This window comes from Vibrio sp. 1557 (assembly GCF_033340175.1).
Classification (GTDB): Bacteria; Pseudomonadota; Gammaproteobacteria; order Enterobacterales; family Vibrionaceae; genus Vibrio; species Vibrio alginolyticus.
In genome coordinates this window covers 57,181-78,177 of sequence record NZ_JAWOVZ010000016.1, presented here as the reverse complement: position 1 = coordinate 78,177, position 20,997 = coordinate 57,181, and the positions used below count along the sequence as shown (strand labels likewise).

Genomic DNA, 20,997 nt, shown 5'->3' with positions numbered 1-20,997 from the left:
TCCCTATACAAAAAGTTTTGTTGTATAACTTATAGCAAGCCTTTCCAGATTGTACAAGAAAATAAGTTGTACAATTTAATCGTTTTACTTCACTCGAAAGTATTTCGATCAACCAGCTTTCAGAAAAAAGTTTGGCCCAAAAACAAAGAATTTGTGCGCGCAATCGACAAACTGCTCAAAAGCAAATCGATTGCTCTTTTGATTTCAACAGATTTGGTTATCAATAGGAGTTGCAGTTTCTAAATGCGTGGTTTTTGTGACTAAGCTCTCAAGGGGCTACTGTACGTCCCGATATTATTGCCTCAACGAAAACGAACAAGTTCAACAGAATTGGTAATAGCATTCTATAATAGAGGCGTTTTATCAAAACAAAACTTTGGAGAGCACTTATGGCAACCCCACACATTAACGCACAACCAGGTGATTTCGCTGAAACAGTTCTAATGCCAGGCGACCCGTTGCGCGCTAAATACATCGCTGAAACGTTCCTAGAAGATGTGAAACAAGTTTGTGACGTTCGCAACATGTTCGGCTTTACTGGCACTTATAAAGGCAAAAAAGTTTCTGTAATGGGCCACGGCATGGGTATCCCGTCTTGCTGTATCTACGTACACGAGCTAATCGCTGAATACGGCGTGAAAAACGTTATCCGTGTAGGTAGCTGTGGTGCAGTACGTGACGACGTGAAACTAATGGACGTTGTTATCGGTATGGGTGCTTCTACAGACTCTAAAGTTAACCGTATCCGTTTCAACAACCACGATTTCGCAGCAATCGCTGATTACGGTCTTCTAGAAGAAGCCGTTAACCAAGCGCGCGCTCAGGAAGTGCCTGTAAAAGTAGGTAACGTATTCTCTGCAGACCTGTTCTACACACCAGAAGCAGACATCTTCGAGAAGATGGAAAAACTAGGCATCCTAGGTGTAGACATGGAAGCGGCTGGTATCTACGGCGTAGCAGCTGACCTAGGCGCGAAAGCACTGACTATCCTGACAGTTTCTGACCACATCATCCGTGGTGAAAAACTAAGCTCAGAAGAGCGTCAGAAGTCGTTCAACGACATGATGAAAGTTGCACTAGAAACTGCAATCAACATCTAAGAACAAATAGTAAGTAATAATTTGCAGCCAGAGTTATGCTGGCTGCCCGAATTATCCCGAGGGGGCGATTGTGTCTAACGGCGAACTGCCAAAAGACGCAGATGGGTTACAACTCAACTTTTGTAAAACATTGGCGTGTGACAACTTTGGATTGAGTGATGCAAAGCGTTACGTTCTGCAACATGCGAACCCTAAGCGTCCGGCGATGGTATGCCGTGAATGTGGAGCTTTCCCCCCCTTACTTAATAATCGCGATGTCGTGAACGAACTTCATCGCCTGCGGCACGTCCACAGTGACGGGTTGCCTGCTTGCCGTAATGATGATTGCGACAACTTTGGACTTTCTGTCCACACTCACAAACACCTCTATCACGCTTTCGGTTACAGTGGCGATCGCCAACGTTACCGCTGTAAAGTGTGTCAAAGTACCTTTGTCGACAAGTGGTCTGGTGCCAACAAGAAGCTTCAATTTCAAGAGAACTTGATGGGCTTGTTGTTTACGGGATATTCAGTACGAGAAATCTGCCGCAAGCTTAGTATTAACCCAAAAACCTTTTACGATCATGTTGACCATATAGCTAGCCGCTGCCGCCGTAAGCTGGCAACCATTGATGCGCGCTGGGTAAACCACGCAACGCATTATGAATTGGCCTCAAACTATATTGCATTGCAACCGAACAGCAATAACGGTGTGTATTGGATTGTTTCTGGCGAAGCGCATTCTGGCTATATTCTTTGCCAGCACGTCAATTATTCCGCTGATGAAGAGCCAATCGCAACGCTCGATCATAACCCTTACGATGAGGTGTCTCGTTTTGTTTCCCAGGAGTACGTAGCGGAAGCAAGTGAGCCGCTTGCGGAACCTTCTCATCACCTCAGAGAGCGAATTGACCAAAAATACCAAACAATTTTGGCTCGCGGTAACGTAGAAGACCCTCTTGGTAATCTATCTGTATTTCATTACCCTTCAAAAGGGGCATTAGTCCGTCCACCATACACCTCATATGCACACTATTTGCACGTACTTGATATGTGCTGCCCAAACAAACGTGTATCTCTATACATGCCTCAAGATCCCCTACTACGTTCAGCTGCACTGAGCGTTTGTTTACCTCGTATTAAAGAGAAAAGTGTCGACTTGATGTACGTAGAAGAGGACGCTAGTTGGGACATGAGCACTCCCTTTGGCAAAGTCGATATCGCCTATATGAGTTGGTGGCGCGATCGTTGGGCAATCTCTAGTCAAAACGAAAACCACAAAGGCATTTGCTACCTCGCTGGCGATCAAAATGAGCCCGAAAAATGGTTTAACGTTGCGACAACTCGTCATGTGAAGTTTTATCAAAACCGCTTTCAGATTCTTTTCGAAAGCTTCATTAACGAGCCACGTCGCAAATTACGACCTGCTGGTATTTTACCTCTTTTAGATATATTCAGAGCTTGGCATAATTTGTGCTATCAGGATAAACAAGGTCTTACCGCTGCACAAAGGTTAGAAGTCTCTGATGCACCTTTGACAATCAAACAGCTCCTATCGTAGCTATTCTATTGGTAATTTAGATGTAGTAATTAGGGGTTGTAACGGTATACATTACGGCCCCTGATCGTTTACCAAAACGTTATCCGCATCGCTTTGGTAAAGAAACATGCATCTAACCACTTAATATTAGGTGTGATTTCCAGTTCGATAGTCATGGATGTGAACGTTGGATAAAAACCAAATTCAGCTAGAAGATGATCTCACTAAGCTTAAAGGCCAAATAAAATCGGCCCCTAAACATACCTTTAATATTGCGCAGCAATATCGTATCCGCGCGGAACAAATTTTATTTGTGGACGGAGAGATCAAAGCCTTACTCATCATGGCGCAATGCTGTTGGTGCCTAATGGATTACCGACAAGGCTTAAAACTCGTCAAAGACGCTTACAGCAAACAAACACAGCTTGAAACCGACGATCATCTCCCGGAAATTCTCCATCTTTTTGCACTCCAATATTGGGGCCAAGCAAAGTATTATTCCGCGCAACAATATTGGATTAATGCGCTCGAACAATCTGCTCTTGTTGATGATGTTGAAATTCAAATCGAATCTCTAATTGGGCTTGGTAATGTATGGCGCATCACTAATGAACACCAACTTGCCGCTTCAACTCATGAGTTAGCCGTTAAAGTGGCAAACAATGTTCGTATTGCTTGGTTAGAAGGCAAAGCGCGCATCCTATTAGCTTGGGACTATTACTTACTAAATAAGTTTGTCGAGATGCTTACGGTACTGGATGGAGCAACCGAAGTATTAAAAGATCATGATGACAGTACGTGGCAAGCCGAGATCTGGGACTTTAAAGGGTTAGCACTGCTTGGACTAGAACGCCTTGATGCGGCCGAAGAAGCCACCCAAAAAGCCCACCAGCTCGCCATTGAGCATGATCTCGTTTGGATGAAAGCACACTCTTTTATTAGCCGAGCAAGACTTGAGCTTTTGCGCCAAAATACAGACAGCGCTGCCAAGTTGCTACTTGCAGCAGAAGAGTCTGCACTCAGTTTCGACCACGGTGAGCTACTCAGCCAAATTTGCTTCCAACAATCACGAGTCGCTGAAGAACAAGGAGACTTTGAGTCTGCGTTTAACGCGTTCAAGAAATACCGTAAGCACGCACTCAAAATGCTCAAAGAACAAACTCACCGAATCAGCATGGATAAAGCAAGAGGCTCTAAACGCCAACTAGAGCAGCGAGCACGTAAGCTGATCAATCATATTCGCTCTCAACACGAATACGACCCTGAAAAACAGTTCTCTAATGTCGTTTCTGAGACCTACTGGTGGGAACAGTTAGTTTTGTTTAAAACGGAGCTCAAACGCTCTAACCACGCCATCATTATGATTCAGCATTCAAACCCCGAAGTTCTCGATGTTTGTACCGAGCTCGTTCATGCATTGACAACCTCCAGCGACCTCATCTCGAGAATTTCCAGTAACAGGCTAGCAATGTTAATTGCAGAAAAAGGTCAAGCAGCAGAAGAGGTCTACCGCACTGTCCAAGCGATGTTAGACATCTATCCATGGAAGCGACGCGGAATCAAAGGCCCTAAACCGATACTGTATTTGCAAGATATCCTGACCTTCCCATTCACGTTAGAACAGCTCGAAGAAAGTTATATTGAGGTAATGAAGAATGGAACAACTGCTTAGCAAGGTGACTGACGCAGGTATCGATCCTTCTTCCGTTTCAGGTGAAGAAGCGATTACGCTATGGGAACACATAGGGTTACATATTGCGTCAACAAACCGAGAGAAAGCGCATTGCTATATCATTAGCGCCGAGTATCGAAGAGAGATCAAACAGCTCAACGACAGCATTAGTGAATTGAAACAAGCGCTTGAGTTGCTTGTTTTACCAGAGGATGTAGAAGATATTCTTTCTGTGAAAGCAAGCTTGAGTGAGCGTTTAGTTGAAGTAGGTGACTACAATGCGGCATTAACCGAGTATGTTGCTTCAACCAATATCGCCGTCGAGTACGGCTATATTGATGAGTACGTATTGGCCATTATTGGAATGGGTAATTTGTGCGATGCCTATGGGGATCACCAACGTGCATTACGTTATTATCAAAAAATAGATGCTATCGATCACGCTATTGGCAGTCGATCCCTACGCCTTCGTTACAAGCTGTACATGCTTGCCTGTTATATCAGCTTGAACCGTACCGCAGACGCCAAAGAGCTATTGAGTGAATGTGAAGAACTGAGCATTCTCGTCAGTGATAAAAACCTCGCCGCACAAATTCACCTCTACCGAGCCAAATCACATCGTCTGCAAGAAGACTACCCCAGTGCGTTGCTGGCTATTTCGAATGTTCAGTATACAACGGGTAGTGCCACGACATACTGGTTATCTACGATGGTCAAAATTGAGACTGCGTATTGTCTAAACGGTGTAGGGCACACCTCTTTAGCTAATTTAACGTTGGACTCCATCAGTAAAAGGATTCAAAAGCAGCTATCTCCTATCGTTACTCAGCATTTTTATAACGCGATGAGTCAAGTTTACGCCTCTCAAGGGTTGTATCAAGAAGCATTAAATTGTGAAAAAAAAGCGCATAGAATCGAATCTGATCTTGTAAAACATATTCCGATCGGTGAGTTAGGGTCTGCTCAACTACGCCGACTTTCACGCTTTGAGTTACAACTCAAACTCATTTTGTCAGAGCTAGAAAACAAAGAACTAAAAGAAACCACCAAGCAGCATAAAAATACTGTTGCTCAGCTACAGCAGGACGTCTTTACCGATCCACTTACGTCTTTACACAACCGACGCTGGTTAGAAGTTAAACTAAAAGATCTACTTCTGCACGATACTGCATTTGCATTGATGGTCATCGATATCGATCACTTCAAATCCATCAATGACGAACTAAGCCACTTGGTGGGCGACAAAGCGATCAAAAGTGTGTCACAGGAACTGGCGTCCTACTTCAGATTTAAAGGCGCATCGTGCGTACGATTTGGTGGTGAAGAGTTCCTCGTGATCCTTGAGAATACCCAACTGGAACGCGCAGAAATGCATGCCGAGAATTATCGTGAACGGATTTATCAATATGGTTGGGACGATATTCTTGGTGAACGGGGGCTGACCGTATCCATAGGGATTACCTTGCATCGAGAAGGCGAGAATACTCAGCGAACTTTTTATCGTGCAGACAAAGCTCTTTATCGCGCCAAAGCCAATGGCAGAAACCAAGTCTGTACCGAACTTTAAACCATGCCCCGGTTGACATCTGGGGCTTTGTTATACTTTTTACTTATCCTTCCTCTATCACTTCACTGTTTGTTTAAATAAGTACTCAGCAACACCTTAACTGCCAATAAACATCAGTGGATACTTACATCGCATAAACATAATTCCTACATAAAAACCGCTTGATTCATCTGTAGTTAAGACAAATACTTAAATTGTTAATTTACGTAGATTTTCCATTTCGCAATAAGCACAGGTAGGTAAGATGTTTCTAGACTATTTTGCACTTGGGTTACTCATCTTCGTTGCTTTAGTGATCTTTTACGGAATCATTGTCATTCATGATATTCCATATGAAATCGCCAAAGAGAGAGAGCACCCGCACCAAGACGCAATTCACTACGCTGGCTGGGTCAGCCTTTTCACTTTGCATGCGCTGTGGCCATTTTTATGGATCTGGGCAACATTATGGCGCAAGGAACGCGGCTGGGGTTTTAAACAACTAGAACAAGAAACACACGACATTCATCACCGCCTTGAAGAACTCATCGATGAAGTCAACGAACTCAAAAACGAAGTATCGATGTTGAAACAACAAAATATTCAGCAAAAGCCTTTGCCTGAACAAAGTAAAGAGGACGAATAATGGACTTATTGCTGATTCTGACTTACGCCGCTCTTTGTATTGCCATTTTTAAAATTTTCAATATTCCTCTAAACAAATGGACCGTTCCAACCGCCGTACTTGGCGGCGTAGTGTTAGTGGGCACACTCGTGCTGCTTATGAACTACAACCACCCATTTACTCAATTGGGTAACCAAGTGTTCCCGACTACGCCTATCGTCTCTGGCGTGCGTGGCCGCGTGGTGGAAGTGCCAGTCCAGGCCAACCAACCGCTCAAAACGGGCGATATTCTTTTCAAAATCGATCCTGTGCCTTTTGAAGCAGAAGTTGCTCGCCTGGAAGCGAAAGTCAAAGAAGCAAGCCAAGGTGCGTTGGGCTTAGAGTCTGATCTAAGAGAGGCAGAAGCTGCTGTATTGAAAGCGCAAGCGGACAGAGATAAAGCACAAAGGGAATTTAGCCGATATCAAAGGGGCTTTGATCGTGGCGCGTTTACTGAACAAGATTTGGATACTCGACGCCAAGCGTATAAAGCGGCAGAAGCCATGTTAGACGTTGCGATTTTGCAACAAGAACAAGCGCAAATCGCTCTGGACTCTGAAATCGGAGGCGAAAATACCCAAGTCGCGCAACTTCTTGCCGAGCTGCGTAAAGCAGAGTTTAACCTAGAGCAAACCGTCGTTCGTGCGCCAACCGATGGTTACGTTACGCAATTGGCTTTACGTCCTGGAGTGATGGCTGTGCCGTTGCCACTTGCCCCGGCAATGACCTTCGTACATACCGAAGACATTACGTACACCGCGGCATTCAGACAGAACTCATTACAACGCTTGAAGCCAGGCTTTGAAGCAGAATTTATGTTCCGCGCAATTCCGGGCAAAGTGTTCCGTGGCGAAGTCATTGACGTGATTCCAGCCATTGGTGAAAGCCAAATTCAAGCGCGAGGCGCTCTGCTTGGGACTGATGCCTTGCGCACGAGCGGACGTGTTTTTGCGAAGCTGAAAATTACCGACGACTTGAGTGGATACCACCTACCAATGGGTACTGCGGTTGAAGTTGCAGTTTATTCAGACAGCTTTACTCACGTATCAGTGATGCGCAAAGTGCTTATTCGTATGAAGAGCTGGCAGAACTATTTATACCTCGACCATTAATGAACATATAGCGCATTCATTTATTGGTAAAAATAACATCAAACCGTGTAATCAGGGGCTGACGATCAGCCCCTGATTCATTCTAGCCATCCAGATAGATAGCATTCCCACTTTTATTAATATTCTGTATAATGCGCGCCTTATTTTTAATGCTTGCTAAAACCAAAGCCAGTCAAAGGGATGCGTGAATCAAATCACACATTTCCTGAAGAAAAATAGAGCAAACAATAAGCAGCTTGGTTGTTTTGAATATATGTTACACAATCAAATAACTAACGCTTTCCGACAAAACAATTAAATGTTCTTTAAAATCGACTATTGAACTGAGGTTATCTATGAATCTTTCCGCTAAAACTGTTGTGGTTATTGCAATCGGTGCTGCTCTTTACGGTATCGGCGGCTTACCTATGTTTGGCATCCCTGTGTTTGCAAACACAACGCTAAAACCAGCAATGGCAGTATTAGCATTGTTCTCAGTACTATTTGGACCACTTGTTGGCTTCTTGGTTGGTTTTATTGGTCACTGGGTTACTGACCTATTTGCAGGTTGGGGCGTATGGCTCACTTGGGTACTTGGTTCAGGTATTGTTGGTTTGATTATCGGTCTATTCCCTTCTCTAACGCGCTACCGTTTGGAGAAAGGTGATTTCAATATGAAAGACTTCGCGTTATTCGTAGTACTTGCGCTATTAGGCAACGTATTTGGTTACGGTTGCTCTGCATTCCTCGACACGATTTTATACGCAGAACCGTTCACTAAAGTGTTTACCCAGCTTTCTATTATCGCGATCGGTAACACCATTCTTATTGCTATTGTTGGCTTCTTCATTCTTAAGTCTGTCGCTAAACGTAACAAGCAAAGCCGTAACTTAACAGAGGCTTAATGTCGAATGACAATCGAATTTTCTAACTTCTCTTTTAGATATGAGTCGCTGGACAAACCGACGCTAAAAAATATCAATCTAAGGATAGAGAAAGGAGAGAAAATCGTCATTATCGGTCCAAGTGGTAGTGGTAAATCTACCCTTGGGCAATGTCTTAACGGACTGATCCCACACGCAATCAAAGGGGAAACCAGTGGAACATTGACCATCAATGGTCAAGACACCGCCCCTTTCGACATGCACCAATACACTGAGCAAGTTGGCACCGTACTGCAAGATACGGACAGCCAATTTGTCGGTTTGAGCATTGGCGAAGACATTGCATTTGCGCTGGAGAACCAGCTAACTTCAAATATCGACATGTACCCATTGGTCAAAGCCACGGCCAAAATGGTCGACTTGGAACAGATGCTAGAACGCTCACCCCACGATTTATCTGGCGGGCAGAAACAGCGTGTTTCTTTGGCGGGCATTCTCGTCGATGATGTCGATATTCTTTTGTTTGATGAACCACTAGCTGCGCTTGACCCTAAAACGGGTAAAAAAACCATCGAGATCATCGATGATCTACACCGCGAAACGGGCAAAACCATCGTAATCATTGAGCATCGTCTTGAAGACGTTCTGCATTGCTCAGTTGACCGTATTATCTTGATGGAAAGCGGCAAAATCATTGCCGATACAACGCCAGATGAAATTTTAGCGTCGCCTTTGCTAGAAGATTACGGCATCCGCGAACCGCTTTATATTTCAGCACTGAAAGAAGCAGGCTGCGCGATTGAGGGCGATGCAAAACCTTCTAGCTTAACTACCTTACCGTTGGAGCAATATAAACCGGCAGTACAAGCATGGTTTGATGGTTCAACAGCACAACCGCCCAAAACGCCAGCCGAGACTTTGCTTGAAGTCCGTGGCCTCACCTATTCTTACGACGGTGAGAAAAACGCGTTAGAAGACGTGAGTTTTGACATCAAGCGTGGCGAGTTTGTCTCTGTACTTGGCAAAAATGGCTCGGGTAAATCGACCATCACCAAACTGATTATGGGCGTTATTGAAGCGGATAGCGGCTCAATGAGTATGAATGGTCAAGATCTTAACGAACTGACCATCTTCGAGCGCAGCCAGAAAGTGGGCGTGGTGATGCAAAACCCGAATCACATGATTTCCCATCACATGATTTTCGACGAAGTGGCCTTCGGCCTCCGTAATCGTGGCGTTGAAGAGAAACAAATCGAAGCTAAAGTACTTGAAGTCCTTGAGCTGTGCGGTTTGAGCAAATACCGCCACTGGCCAATCGAAGCATTGAGCTACGGCCAGAAAAAGCGCGTAACCATTGCGTCAATTTTGGTATTGGAACCAGAGCTTCTGATCCTTGATGAACCGACGGCAGGTCAGGACTATCGAAACTACACGTCTATGCTGAGTTTCATCGAAAAGCTCAATCGCGAGTTGGGCGTAACCGTGATGATCATCTCTCATGACATGCATTTAGTGCTGGAATACACCACGCGCTCTATCGTGATTGCAGACAGTAAATTAGTCGCGGATGCACCAATGACGCAGGTATTCAGCAGTCCAGAGCTACTAGACCAAGCAAACCTCACCACAACAAGTCTGTTTGAGTTGGCTACGAAAGTTGGCATCGAAGACACCAATGGCTTTATGCAGCACTTTATCAATGTAGAAAAAGCGCACCGCCAACAAAAAAGCGACGACGTAAACCAACTAGAGAAAGCGGTGGCATGAAAGACAATAAGATGAAGTTTGGTATCAACTACATCGATACCCAATCACCACTTCATAAGTTGAATGGCATTACTAAGTTCTTGCTTTTCATTGCTTGGGTAACGGTGGTGTTGACCACATTTGACTTGCGAATCATCGCACTGTTGATCGTGCTTGGTTTAGGCTTACTGAAAATGACCAAAGTGCCCTTTCATGTCTACAAACCGCTGTTATTCGGTACAGGCACGGTATTACTGATCAATGCCCTGTTTATGTTCGCGTTAGCACCGCAACAAGGTACTGAATTCATGGGCTCATCAACGGTTTTACTCTCGTTACCCGGTAATTACTCGCTCACTCAAGAGACGTTGTTTTACCTAGTAACAGTGACGTTGAAATACTTCAGCATGTTTCCAATCGCGTTGGTGTTTGTATTTACCACTCACCCGACGGAGTTTTCAGCCAGCTTGAACCGCTTGGGTGTACCTTACAAAATCGCCTATGCCGTAAGCTTAACGCTGCGCTACTTGCCGGAAGTGAAAAAGGACTTTGTTAACATCATGCACGCGCAACAAGCACGCGGAGTAGAACTGAGCAAGAAGGCTCCGTTGTTCAATCGTATGAAGAACGTCGCGAAGATTCTTGGACCTCTGATTTTCTCTAGTTTAGACAGAGCCGATCAAATCTCAAACGCGATGACGCTACGTGGTTTTGGCCGCCACTCCTCTCGCACTTGGTACAGCTTAAAACCACTGACCAAAGCCGATATGATCTGCATGGCTGGGATTGCGGTGATAGTGATTGCTGCGATCAGCAAGCGTGTGATGGACACACAACTGTTCTGGTATCCGTTTTAAATTCTGAAGCTTCAAACTGAACATAACGTGGTTAGTGTTGTGACCACGTTATCTTCCGTCTTTCCCCTCGATAACTCGCCTGTTGGCTTCTTGCTTGCAAGTATTCAAAAGAAGCGGTAATTTCAGCGGCTCGCTGATGTGCCAGAAAGTTGCTTATTCAAACGACCAACATGAACTAAACTCATCAGTTTTATCAGGGGCTTAATGATCAACTGCGCACTGCCTACAATGAAAAGCCAAGTACCACTTTCAATCAACGAATCATTCAAAAAGAAAAAGCTACCAATTAAAAACCAAATAGCAATGAGTAGGTCGTTTGCAGCACCTAACGCCTCATAGCGGCGCTGAATAACGATGTGACGGCTTCCTAGATCTAAATCCAACTCTCTGCCATGTATCTGCACTGTATAGCTCCCCTCTTATTGTTTCGCGTCAGTTACGCCCAAGTTATTTCGAAATACTTAGTTCTAAACCCTAACGGACGTGGCATGCATTGACAACCATTGGAGGGATTATCTATTTGCAATAAAAAGAAAAGGGCGCATAAGCACCCTTTTTAGCGAGTCTAATTACAGGTATTCGCTTTAATGATTAGATAGTGAGTACCAACTTAACTCCACTTCAACAAGCGAGTTTCGTTGCCTTCTTCCGGCTTCGCTGGAATATTGAGTGACAACAGCAAGCTCACTGCTGCCATACCAGCGCCGATGTAAAATACGCTAGCAGGTGAAACCAGCCAAATCACACCAAACGTAACAGGTATTACAACCGCCGCAATATGGTTAATCGTAAACGCAACGCCCGCGGTCGACGCCATATCTGCTGGGTCGGCAATTTTCTGGAAGTAGGTTTTAATCGCAAGCGCTAACGCGAAAAATAGATGATCGACAACATACAATGCTGCCGCCCACTCAGCCGTTTGCACCAAACCGTACCCGACAAACACGAAGATCAAACCGACGTATTCAAACATCAACGCTTTGCGCTCACCTACAACGCCGATAAAACGGCCTATTCGCTTCGCAAACAAGAAGTTAAAGACATAGTTAATCAGGAACAGCAACGTAATATCTGCGGCGGAGTAACCAAACTTTTCTACCATCAAGAAACCAGCGAACACCGTAAAAATTTGACGGCGTGCTCCACTCATAAACGTAAGCGCATAGTATAACCAGTAACGTTTACGCAGGATGAGCTTCTTGTTCTGAGGCACTTTTGTCTTAAATTGTGGGAAGGCAAATGCCATCACCAAAATGAGCACAAAACCTAAACCACCAGCCATTAAATAGACCGTTTTAAAATCAAGTTTGAGCTGTTCGAGCGAAACCCAAATGGCGCCGTAGGTAAACAGAGAAGCCAAAGCTCCAACAGAAATAAACTTACCCAGCATTTCTGGCGCTTCTTCTTTAGATAGCCATTGTAAAGACAAAGACTGCTTGAGTGTTTCAAAGTAATGGAAGCCGGTGGACATTAACAAGGTTGTAAAAAGTAGACCGTACAAAGTGGGAAAATAACCTGTTAATGCCGTACCAAGCGTAAGCATCGCCAAAGATACGAGCATAAAGCGTTGCTCTCGGATAAACAGCAATACAAACACGGCGGTAAAGGCCAAAAAACCCGGAATTTCGCGCACACTTTGCAATAGGCCTATGTCGGCACCATCAAAGTTTGCTTTCTCTATAACAAAGTTGTTCAACAACGCCATCCAGGTAGAAAAAGCAATGGGCACGATAATGGAAATTAACAGGAGGAAATTTTGCGGCGTTCTCCAGCCGTGCGATGAGGTAGTCATGATGTTTCCTTTAAATATGAAGGCATCATCATAGCTTTAAATGTAACAAATTCGCAATATCATTATTATTTTCAACCCAGAGCAAGCTGATATGGCTGAGGAATATTGTTATGAAGATAAACATCGCACTCAATTCCTTGGCTAAGCGCGATGTTCAAGTATCAAGAGAACTAAAGCATGAGTAAATGTGCTCAGTGGCTTAATCAATGACTTTTACTGATAGGCGATTTTTAAATTCAAACACATGTTCTGGACACACATCCAAACAACGGCCACAGCTAATGCAGTTTTGATCCATAACTCGACGATCTCCCTCTTTCAAAGGCTGCCGAAGCACTTCTGGTTCTGGGCAAATGTAAAAGCAATCCATGCATTTGGTGCAATCTTCGCGCCGAACAGCAGTAACGCGCAACAGGCTTTTTCGGCCTATCACGCCATAGGTAGCCCCCAGTGGACATAAGTGCCCACACCACCCATGCTCAACCAAGAGTAAATCCAACACAAACACTAGGGCGATTAGCACCCAACCTGCGCCCATACCAAACACCAACCCGCGATGCAGTGCCGCAACTGGATCTAACCATGTCCAAAGAATCGCGCCAGATAGCGCACTGCCCAACATCAAAACAGGGATCAGCCAATAACGAATCATGGGAGACCAACGATAGCTCGCTTTAATGTTGAACTTTCGACGCAACCACGCCGCCAAGTCTGTCACGATGTTCAACGGGCACACCCAAGCACAAAATGCGCGCGGCGCCAAAATCGCGTAAAACGCAACGACAATCACTACGCCTAACAACGCATTAAACTCCGGAACATGCCCTGTCGCCAAAGCTTGAAGCACAATTAACGGGTCACTTAACGGCACGGTATCGAGCAACATACTTGATGACAGATTACCAGTTAGAATTCCCAGCGTCGGCCCAGCCATAAACAGCGCAATGATGGTGAACTGACATAGCCGACGTAAAATCAAAAACCGATGCGCGCGCCACCAACCAAGCTTTTCAAGCGCTTCTTTGCCAGCATTTTGAGCTAAATTCTTTGCCATTACTTACCTCCTTTTAGCGATTCAAGCGCACCTTCCGGTACAGGCGTCTCACTAGGGAGGATATTTTCGAGTGGTTTGTCGATCTCTTTCCAACCAAAATTGTAGTGGCTGCCCACTTTGCCTTTCGCCAAATCCGTCGGGACGACTTTAATAGCAGCGACATCCAACACGCACGCTTGTTCACACTTACCGCATCCGGTACACACTTCGGAATTCACTGTTGGGATAAGTTTGGCGTGATAACCGGTTCGGTCGTTGTGAACCATCTCTAATGTGATGGCTTCATCAATCAGCGGACAAACGCGATAACAAACGTCGCATCGTAACCCTTGCCAGTTAAGGCAAGTTTCATGGTCTATAAGAACCGCTGTACCCATTCGAGCATCATCAATATCGGTTAGTTTCGGATCCAGCGCCCCACTCGGACAAGCGACAACACAAGGAATGTCTTCGCACATTTCGCAGGGAATATCGCGTGCAGTAAAGTAAGGTGAGCCAGTCGCGACGGGTGAAAGTAATGTCGCAAGTTTCAAGGTATCGTAAGGACATGCCTGAACACACAAGCCACATCGAATACAAGCTGATTCGAAATCGCCTTCCGGCAGTGCACCAGGCGGACGAATAGGCACACCTTTGGTTTCTCGAGCTTGGCTTTGTAGCGATTGTAAGCCCAATACACACGCAGCTGCGCCAACACCAGCCGCAGTTCGAGCTGTATCACGCAAAAATCGGCGCCGACTTTGCGATATTTTAGACTGAGAGGATTTCATGCTATTTCCTCAACAAAACTCCCTTATCAAGTTAAGCATAAATAGCCCTAAACGTGTCGTTTCCCTATACCTCATAGGAGGTAACCCCATCCTCTATTGATTCAAGTCAACTGACGCACAGTGCCGTCGTCACAGTTTGACTAAATGCGTTTATTTACTGCGACATGAAATTCACCACGATACTCTGCAGTACGCGCCATTCTCAGTACAATAATTCAACACCTTTGCAATCTACTCGCTCAATTCGATGATAAATCACTACTAAAAATTCAAAAAATGACATCATAACAAGCTAATTTAAAAGGCATTTATCCATTAAACATAAAAAAACACTATCCAAATAAGAAAACTGTGGTTAGATTAAAAATTAAAACTAAAAAGCGAAGGAGAGAGGCATGGAAATTATCGTACGTCCAACGACCGTCGAAGACGCAGCGGCACTCGTAGAAATCTATTCACAACCAAAAGCACAACGTGAAACCCTGCAACTCCCAAAGCCTTCGCTCGCGATGTGGGTGGAAAGATTGTCAAACATACCTGATGGTGTTTATAGCTATGTCGCTGAAATTGATGGTAAAGTCGTCGGAAATATTGGCTTTCACCACTCTCTACGTCCAAGAACGATGCACACGGCATCGTTTGGCATCGGAGTACATGATAGTTTCCACGGACTCGGTATTGGTAGCAAATTGATAGAAACAGTCACTGAACTAGCAGATAACTGGTTAAATGTGAGAAGAATTCAGATAGAGGTCAATGCCGATAACGACGCCGCCATTGGGCTTTATAAAAAGCATGGATTTCAAATTGAGGGTGAAGCGATTGACGGTTCCTTCCGTGATGGTGAATTCATCAATACCTATTACATGGCGCGCATCAGACCAGGCCAAAGATAAAACAAAGCCTCCTACTAATTGGAGGCTTTTCTTTTTAAACTTCGACTCACTTTCGTAAGTAAGCCAACGCTCTGCGAGTCAATGCTTCTGTGTAGGGATTGATCTTCCAGTGGTCGGGACTCCAACCTTTCACAAATCGCTGAAAGTCTGCCCAAGCCACAGCAAACAAAGGACGCCACTCACGCTCGACTTCATTAGGGTCAAGATTCGGTTGATAGACAATTAGCGCGTGTTGCAACTGAGCAAAATACGTATCCAAAACCCAAACTTCCATCTCTGCACAACGTTCTGGCTTAACGGCGCTACTCATAAACAGTGCCACATCTTTCATTGCACACCCACATCCAACGTATTGAAAGTCAACCGCAACAACGCTTGATTCTTCTTCATCAAAACAGAAGTTCGCCAATTTGGCATCACCGTGTACTAGTGTTTTAAACTTAGCTTGCGAAAGCGTTTGATCAATCAATTGAGCCGCATTTTGTAGCTCAGTGTCTTGCAATGCTTCAAGCTCGTCGGGTCTGGTTGCTAAGTGCCAGTATGTTCCGGTATGCCACAACTTATCCGAACGAACATCGATGTATCGCGCATGAAAGTTCGCCAACCAAGTGAGGCAGGCTTGTAGATGCTCTAGCTGTGCATCTGTGATGACTTTTGGAAAGCCCACCTCGGCGAGATCTTCCATCACAATGAGCCATTCATTCTCCGATTGGAACGTTTTTAGACCTTGTGGTACTCGGCAGCGAGTATCCACCCCTCCGGAAAAATACTCATACCAATTCACTTCCACCTGATAAGAGTGCAACTTTCTTTGATGAGAACGGTCCGTATTCCAGCCTCTAGGATGCTCTGAAGGCTTAGGGAGTTTTACATGCTTAATGATCACTGAACCAGTAGAATAAGTAACTCGGACTAACTCCCCATAGCCTCCCCATAGCGATTGTATGACTTCTACAGAGCGGTAATTACCGAGATTGAGTTCCTGGCCAATATTTTGGTAGCGTTGGTGGTTGTTACTCATCATGTGAGCAGATGTGACCACGTTTGGTTCTTCTCCATGTAGTGAATAACATATGGGCAAACTGGTTTGATTTGATAACCGAGTGACTCAATTTCTGGCAACACCGCTTCCATCATCACTTTTCCGTACCCCTTACCTCGCAGTGCTTCAGGAACAACCGTTGATGTAATGTGCATGACATTACCCTTAAGCTGATAAATCACCTTGGCTTTATAACCCTGCTCTAAATCAACCCAGAATGTACTATTCGTGGTCTCATGAGTTACTTTATGCATATCTTGCTCTCTAATTTTTGTTACAGATTGATTGAATCAAACTATATCACTGAATAAAATCGATACCATGCGAGAGTGCTGCTTCGCCTCACGCGATTACCTTCTTACATCAGGTACGACAATTATAATGAGAAATATGAGCCCAATTGCCAGAGACGGCAAGCTACCTCTGCAAAGCAAGAAGGCACCAGAACGTCAGGCAAGTACATTAAATAGCACCGATGCAATGGCAATGGTCGAACACGGCAGTGAAGTGAGCTTAAACGTCACCACCCCCGTTGGTACAAAGTTTATTACAACCAGCACATTTGTTGGCTGTCACTCAAATAATACTGCATTGATAGAGGTTCCGAACATCTCTGATGAAGACTTGAAGTTCTATTTTCAGGAAGGCTTTTGGATCAATGTAAAAGCCTACTCTCATCGAGGTGAAGGGGCCGTTATCCCATTTCGGGCCCAATTGCAGCATCGACTAGGCGATCCGTACCCAATTTTGGTGCTAGACCTACCCAACACTATGCAGGTCTTTCAGCTTCGCAAAGAAGTGCGTTACGAAGTAAATTTGAGAGCGCGTGTTTGTTTAGAAGCCTATCGAACTGAATGCGAAATAAGAGATTTATCTCGTAGTGGCTGTCGTTTTGTAACATCACCAATGAGCCGACCACTTCAGGTTGCTGACCACGTTTCATTGGATCTAACGATGCCCGGAGAAAGTCGTATGCTAGCGCCGTTACGAGGTCGTATTTGTAATTTACAAAAATCAACGCACTATGCTCGCTACGGAATGGAGTTTGATGAGGTTGGTAAAAACAACGCTAAAAACCTCCTCAGTCACCTCAAATTTGATGGTACTAAGCTCACACTAAAAAGATAGATTTGATAACCCCTATCGCTTATCAAGAAGCTTTGAAGTGCTAGAAAACAAGAAACCCCTTACTTTTCAGTAAGGGGTTTTATTTACTAAGAATAAGGCAGTATCTTAGATAAGAGTCATGACTTAGAAGTCGTAACGTAGACCTAGCGCTAGCTCATCTTTTTCAGCCGCGCCTTCGTTATCCATTAGATCGAAGTTGTATGATGCGTAGCCACGGAAGTTAGGCTTGAAGTAGTAAGTTACATCAACAGCTAGGTTTTCTACAGTATCTGCGTCTTCTAGTTCACCTTTGTTGAACGTAGAAGTGAATACAGTTTGACCCATAGTGTAAGCAGCGGCTAGTTCGTAGCCTTTGTAATCAAAAGTCTTACCTGCAACATCCATATCCGCGCCAGTGTAGTTACCAGCGAAGTAGAAGTCACCTACAGAGTATGCAGCTACCAGCATGAACTCATCGCTGTCGTTTTGATCTGCGTAACCAGCACCTAGTTCAAAACCAGTGTTAGCAAACGCGTAAACACCAGATAGAGAGAAGCCATCTTCCTCGTTGTCTGTAAAGCCTTGTGCATCTGTTGTGCGATCAGCAAAACGGTAGCTAGCGCGTACAGCTAGTTGCTCGAATTGGCCTTTGTAAGACAGCATGTTATCTGTACGGTCAGAAACAGGCAGTTTAAGTGCTGCTGTGTTACCGTGGTAAGCCATAATGTCAGTAAAGTCAGTAAGAACCACTAGTGCGCCGTCGTTTTTACCGTAAGTTACTTCACCGTATTTGCCACCCAGACCCGCATAAGCGTAACGAGTTTCAAGATCACTATTGTTATCTACGGCACCTTCTTCTTTTGTTTTGAACTCACCTTCCCAAAAACCAACGCCGTATAGGTTTTCATTGATTTCCTGTTTGCCTAGGAAGTTAAGACGGATGCGAGTACGGTCTTCTGCCTTACCATCCATCATAGAAAGACGCGCTTCAGCGCGACCGCCCATCTCAAGAGAAGTGCCATCTTGGTTGTATAGTTCTGAAGCGACAACTTGAGATCCTGATGCCATTAGCGCCACTGCTACAGCTAAAGTTTTTAATTTCATTGTTATTTTCCATATCATTGTTTTATATGTGTTTTCTCACCAGAAAAACAGGACTTTTCTGTACCAACGAGAAAACTGGCGGCATAGTAGCAGCTGTTATTTTTCACGCAACGTGTTGAATAAACAGCGCTTATAGAAGAAAACACCACTTAAAATGACGATATGAATACCTCTCAACCATCAAGTTATCGGTTGAGTTAAAAAAAATGTTCGCGTCAAAAAAAAATTGACGAAAAAAATGTAAAAACAATATCACAAAACGTGATATTGTCCGCAAAAAAAATCTTGTTAACTGACTGTTTTAGATAGACTTATTGATAATAAATCCGATTATTACAAACAAAAAAATCCCTGAGCATTCACTCAGGGATTTAGAGATTTGATAAGTAGATGATGAATTAAAGCTTAAAGAAACTTAATTGCTCTTTCTGCTTCTCTGCAAGTAATGAAAGCTCAGTACTCGCACTTGCACTCTGGCTGATGCCCGCTACGTTTTGGTTTACAAGCTCCGACATGTTAACCACGTTGCGATTGATATCTTGAGTAACTTGAGACTGCTCTTCGGCTGCGGTTGCTACTTGCGTGTTTGAATCGTTGATGTTGGCGACTGACTCGGTAATTCCAACCAACGCTTCATTCGCTTGTTGCGTCAGCTCGTTGTTGCGGCTAAGCATATCAAGGCTGACTTGCATACTGTCATTCGCAAGCCCAGACTGCGCTTGAAGCTCTTCAATGATCGTTTGGATCTCTTGTGTCGAGTCTTGAGTACGCGCTGCTAGCATGCGTACTTCATCAGCTACTACCGCAAAACCACGACCAGACTCACCAGCTCGCGCCGCTTCAATCGCAGCATTCAATGCTAGCAAGTTGGTCTGCTCAGATACGCCGCGAATCACTTCAATAACATCGTTGATCTGTACAGATTGCTCTTTTAGACGCAAAACAACTTGCGCTGCATCGTTCAATGCTTGAGACATTTGCGCACTTGCTTCCGCACTTTCTTGGAAGATAGCCAAACCTGATTGAGCAAGTCCATCAGCTTCACGCGCGGTTGCGTCAGCAGAGGTCGCGTTATCACTCACATTATTCGCAGTGCTTGCAAGCTCGTTAACCGCAGATGCAACTTGCTCGATCTCCGCCAACTCTTGTTGAGCGTTCGCTTCCGCTTGCGTCATTACCGCAGCTAATTCGGTCGATGCAGATGCAACTTCCTCACTAATACGGGTTAACTGGTCCACAGTGTTGTATAACTGCTCTGCGGTTTGGTTTACATCTTTGCTCAGCTTAGAGATCTCATTGTCCCCATCGACATCTGCACGTACTGATAGATTACCCATTGCTAACTGACGCATCACTTCTTGCAGCTTTTGGATTGGTGTAACAATCATGCCAGATAGGAACCAAGCGCCTATCAATGAGAAAGCAAATACCGCTAAAACCGTCAACATAGCGTTATTTTGCACACGTTCATTTTGCTGATGACTTCTGATAGTAGATTGTTCAGCTTGCTCGTTTACATGCTTTGATAGTGTGTTAATTTGTTGGACCATTTCTCGGCCAACATTGCGATACTCTTTGACAAATGCACGGTACTCGCTATCCGATTTCAAACCTTGATCGTATTGGTTGAAGAAAGCAACTGAGCGCTCTGAATATCGCACATAGGATTCAATTGCTTGGCGAACTTTAACGGCATCGTCACGGAATAGGTTTCGGGCTTCAATTGCGCTTAAATCGGCATCAACTTGCTTTAAGCCTTCTTTCAACTCGGTTAGAAAATTCTCACGACGAGAAGCATCGTAAATAGCGTAAACCGCGCTTATGCGCAGAGGGTAAATTTGGTCGTCAATACTCGCCAATGTGTCTTTGTGAAAAACCAAAGATTCTTGGTTGGAAGCAATAACATCTTGCTCTGCTTGAAGATTGTTTTTAGTAATCCAAAGAGCAATAAACAAAACAATCGCGGTAAATAATACCGGAACCAAAATTTGCGTTCGTACTGACAAATTTTTCAGTGATAACTGCATGACAGGGCCTCAGTTGTATGCGTGATGTCTATATCCAAACAAACTCGAGCAGTACTTATAACAACGTTACTTTTCGGCAGTTTGAATATCTATGCTTCCTTGCGACGGGATAAATCCCAGACGAAT

19 protein-coding genes are annotated in these 20,997 nt (G+C 44.4%); 11 read left to right on the top strand and 8 right to left on the bottom strand.

From position 1 onward, the window contains the following. Positions 1 to 389 precede the first annotated feature (389 nt). The 9 genes from deoD to R7070_RS17430 all read left to right on the top strand — a co-directional run bounded on the left by deoD (position 390) and on the right by R7070_RS17430 (position 11,079). The gene (gene deoD / locus R7070_RS17470) at positions 390 to 1,100 is read left to right on the top strand and encodes a purine-nucleoside phosphorylase (protein ID WP_005375140.1); all 711 of its coding nucleotides are present in this window, start codon (positions 390 to 392) and stop codon (positions 1,098 to 1,100) included. Positions 1,101 to 1,170: 70 nt separating this feature from the next. Beyond that, positions 1,171 to 2,640, top strand: a complete 1,470-nt coding sequence (locus tag R7070_RS17465) for a hypothetical protein (RefSeq protein WP_005383936.1) — start codon at positions 1,171 to 1,173, stop codon at positions 2,638 to 2,640. A gap of 166 nt (positions 2,641 to 2,806) precedes the next feature. Further along, positions 2,807 to 4,291 carry a hypothetical protein gene (locus R7070_RS17460; protein ID WP_005375137.1) on the top strand — a complete coding sequence of 495 codons (1,485 nt, stop codon included), beginning with the start codon at positions 2,807 to 2,809 and terminating at the stop codon, positions 4,289 to 4,291. Further along, on the top strand, positions 4,275 to 5,858 hold the full coding sequence (locus R7070_RS17455; protein ID WP_256900723.1) for a GGDEF domain-containing protein: 1,584 nt from the start codon (positions 4,275 to 4,277) through the stop codon (positions 5,856 to 5,858). The genes R7070_RS17460 and R7070_RS17455 overlap by 17 nt, the downstream gene beginning before the upstream one ends. A gap of 244 nt (positions 5,859 to 6,102) precedes the next feature. Next, positions 6,103 to 6,483 (top strand): DUF3302 domain-containing protein, encoded by a 381-nt coding sequence (locus R7070_RS17450; protein ID WP_042521635.1) that lies wholly within the window; start codon positions 6,103 to 6,105, stop codon positions 6,481 to 6,483. After that, positions 6,483 to 7,613 (top strand): HlyD family secretion protein, encoded by a 1,131-nt coding sequence (locus tag R7070_RS17445; RefSeq protein WP_005375134.1) that lies wholly within the window; start codon positions 6,483 to 6,485, stop codon positions 7,611 to 7,613. Before R7070_RS17450 ends, R7070_RS17445 begins: the two co-directional genes overlap by 1 nt. A 335-nt stretch (positions 7,614 to 7,948) precedes the next feature. Further along, positions 7,949 to 8,497, top strand: a complete 549-nt coding sequence (locus R7070_RS17440; RefSeq protein ID WP_005375133.1) for an ECF-type riboflavin transporter substrate-binding protein — start codon at positions 7,949 to 7,951, stop codon at positions 8,495 to 8,497. Positions 8,498 to 8,503: 6 nt separating this feature from the next. Further along, entirely contained in the window at positions 8,504 to 10,243 is a 1,740-nt protein-coding gene (locus tag R7070_RS17435) for an ABC transporter ATP-binding protein (RefSeq protein ID WP_047104520.1), read from the top strand. Beyond that, positions 10,240 to 11,079, top strand: a complete 840-nt coding sequence (locus R7070_RS17430) for an energy-coupling factor transporter transmembrane component T family protein (protein WP_005383942.1) — start codon at positions 10,240 to 10,242, stop codon at positions 11,077 to 11,079. The genes R7070_RS17435 and R7070_RS17430 overlap by 4 nt, the downstream gene beginning before the upstream one ends. A 122-nt stretch (positions 11,080 to 11,201) precedes the next feature. Here the strand turns inward: R7070_RS17430 and R7070_RS17425 are convergent, their stop codons facing one another. From R7070_RS17425 to napG, 4 genes are all read right to left on the bottom strand, one after another. Further along, on the bottom strand, positions 11,202 to 11,483 hold the full coding sequence (locus R7070_RS17425) for a YrhK family protein (RefSeq protein ID WP_025768568.1): 282 nt from the start codon (positions 11,481 to 11,483) through the stop codon (positions 11,202 to 11,204). 206 nt (positions 11,484 to 11,689) lie between these two features. Beyond that, a complete protein-coding gene (locus tag R7070_RS17420) occupies positions 11,690 to 12,871 on the bottom strand; it encodes an MFS transporter (protein ID WP_005375129.1) in 1,182 nt (393 codons plus the stop codon). 199 nt (positions 12,872 to 13,070) lie between these two features. Then, complete coding sequence (napH, locus tag R7070_RS17415) at positions 13,071 to 13,925, bottom strand: quinol dehydrogenase ferredoxin subunit NapH (RefSeq protein ID WP_053350046.1); 855 nt, start codon at positions 13,923 to 13,925, stop codon at positions 13,071 to 13,073. Next, the gene (napG, locus tag R7070_RS17410; RefSeq protein ID WP_005383947.1) at positions 13,925 to 14,695 is read right to left on the bottom strand and encodes a ferredoxin-type protein NapG; all 771 of its coding nucleotides are present in this window, start codon (positions 14,693 to 14,695) and stop codon (positions 13,925 to 13,927) included. The genes napH and napG overlap by 1 nt, the downstream gene beginning before the upstream one ends. Before the next feature lie 395 nt (positions 14,696 to 15,090). Between napG and R7070_RS17405 the strand changes: the two genes are divergently transcribed. Further along, positions 15,091 to 15,591 carry a GNAT family N-acetyltransferase gene (locus R7070_RS17405; protein ID WP_017820512.1) on the top strand — a complete coding sequence of 167 codons (501 nt, stop codon included), beginning with the start codon at positions 15,091 to 15,093 and terminating at the stop codon, positions 15,589 to 15,591. Positions 15,592 to 15,637: 46 nt separating this feature from the next. Here the strand turns inward: R7070_RS17405 and R7070_RS17400 are convergent, their stop codons facing one another. Next, positions 15,638 to 16,615, bottom strand: coding sequence for a phosphotransferase (locus tag R7070_RS17400; RefSeq protein ID WP_132936476.1), 978 nt, complete (start codon positions 16,613 to 16,615; stop codon positions 15,638 to 15,640). Then, positions 16,612 to 16,887: a GNAT family N-acetyltransferase gene (locus R7070_RS17395; RefSeq protein ID WP_005375124.1), complete on the bottom strand. Its 276-nt coding sequence runs from the start codon at positions 16,885 to 16,887 to the stop codon at positions 16,612 to 16,614. Before R7070_RS17395 ends, R7070_RS17400 begins: the two co-directional genes overlap by 4 nt. Positions 16,888 to 17,014: 127 nt before the next feature. On the opposite strand from R7070_RS17395, the gene R7070_RS17390 reads away from it, so the two are divergent. After that, positions 17,015 to 17,761 (top strand): flagellar brake protein, encoded by a 747-nt coding sequence (locus R7070_RS17390; RefSeq protein WP_411912991.1) that lies wholly within the window; start codon positions 17,015 to 17,017, stop codon positions 17,759 to 17,761. A gap of 123 nt (positions 17,762 to 17,884) precedes the next feature. On the opposite strand, the gene R7070_RS17385 is transcribed toward R7070_RS17390, so the two are convergent. Together R7070_RS17385 and R7070_RS17380 are read right to left on the bottom strand one after the other, a co-directional pair. After that, positions 17,885 to 18,844, bottom strand: coding sequence for a porin (locus R7070_RS17385; RefSeq protein ID WP_064354918.1), 960 nt, complete (start codon positions 18,842 to 18,844; stop codon positions 17,885 to 17,887). A 398-nt stretch (positions 18,845 to 19,242) separates the two neighbouring features. Beyond that, positions 19,243 to 20,871, bottom strand: coding sequence for a methyl-accepting chemotaxis protein (locus R7070_RS17380; RefSeq protein ID WP_005375120.1), 1,629 nt, complete (start codon positions 20,869 to 20,871; stop codon positions 19,243 to 19,245). Positions 20,872 to 20,997: the final 126 nt, after the last annotated feature.

Excerpts from the sequence above, each read along its gene's own strand:
- R7070_RS17405 (WP_017820512.1), top strand. The coding sequence starts at position 15,091 with ATGGAAATTATCGTACGTCCAACGACCGTCGAAGACGCAGCGGCACTC.
- R7070_RS17430 (WP_005383942.1), top strand. The coding sequence starts at position 10,240 with ATGAAAGACAATAAGATGAAGTTTGGTATCAACTACATCGATACCCAA.
- R7070_RS17390 (WP_411912991.1), top strand. The coding sequence starts at position 17,015 with ATGAGAAATATGAGCCCAATTGCCAGAGACGGCAAGCTACCTCTGCAA.
- R7070_RS17400 (WP_132936476.1), bottom strand. The coding sequence starts at position 16,615 with ATGATGAGTAACAACCACCAACGCTACCAAAATATTGGCCAGGAACTC.
- deoD (WP_005375140.1), top strand. The coding sequence starts at position 390 with ATGGCAACCCCACACATTAACGCACAACCAGGTGATTTCGCTGAAACA.
- R7070_RS17395 (WP_005375124.1), bottom strand. The coding sequence starts at position 16,887 with ATGCATAAAGTAACTCATGAGACCACGAATAGTACATTCTGGGTTGAT.
- R7070_RS17420 (WP_005375129.1), bottom strand. The coding sequence starts at position 12,871 with ATGACTACCTCATCGCACGGCTGGAGAACGCCGCAAAATTTCCTCCTG.
- napH (WP_053350046.1), bottom strand. The coding sequence starts at position 13,925 with ATGGCAAAGAATTTAGCTCAAAATGCTGGCAAAGAAGCGCTTGAAAAG.
- R7070_RS17450 (WP_042521635.1), top strand. The coding sequence starts at position 6,103 with ATGTTTCTAGACTATTTTGCACTTGGGTTACTCATCTTCGTTGCTTTA.
- R7070_RS17445 (WP_005375134.1), top strand. The coding sequence starts at position 6,483 with ATGGACTTATTGCTGATTCTGACTTACGCCGCTCTTTGTATTGCCATT.
- R7070_RS17440 (WP_005375133.1), top strand. The coding sequence starts at position 7,949 with ATGAATCTTTCCGCTAAAACTGTTGTGGTTATTGCAATCGGTGCTGCT.
- napG (WP_005383947.1), bottom strand. The coding sequence starts at position 14,695 with ATGAAATCCTCTCAGTCTAAAATATCGCAAAGTCGGCGCCGATTTTTG.
- R7070_RS17385 (WP_064354918.1), bottom strand. The coding sequence starts at position 18,844 with ATGAAATTAAAAACTTTAGCTGTAGCAGTGGCGCTAATGGCATCAGGA.
- R7070_RS17455 (WP_256900723.1), top strand. The coding sequence starts at position 4,275 with ATGGAACAACTGCTTAGCAAGGTGACTGACGCAGGTATCGATCCTTCT.
- R7070_RS17435 (WP_047104520.1), top strand. The coding sequence starts at position 8,504 with ATGACAATCGAATTTTCTAACTTCTCTTTTAGATATGAGTCGCTGGAC.
- R7070_RS17380 (WP_005375120.1), bottom strand. The coding sequence starts at position 20,871 with ATGCAGTTATCACTGAAAAATTTGTCAGTACGAACGCAAATTTTGGTT.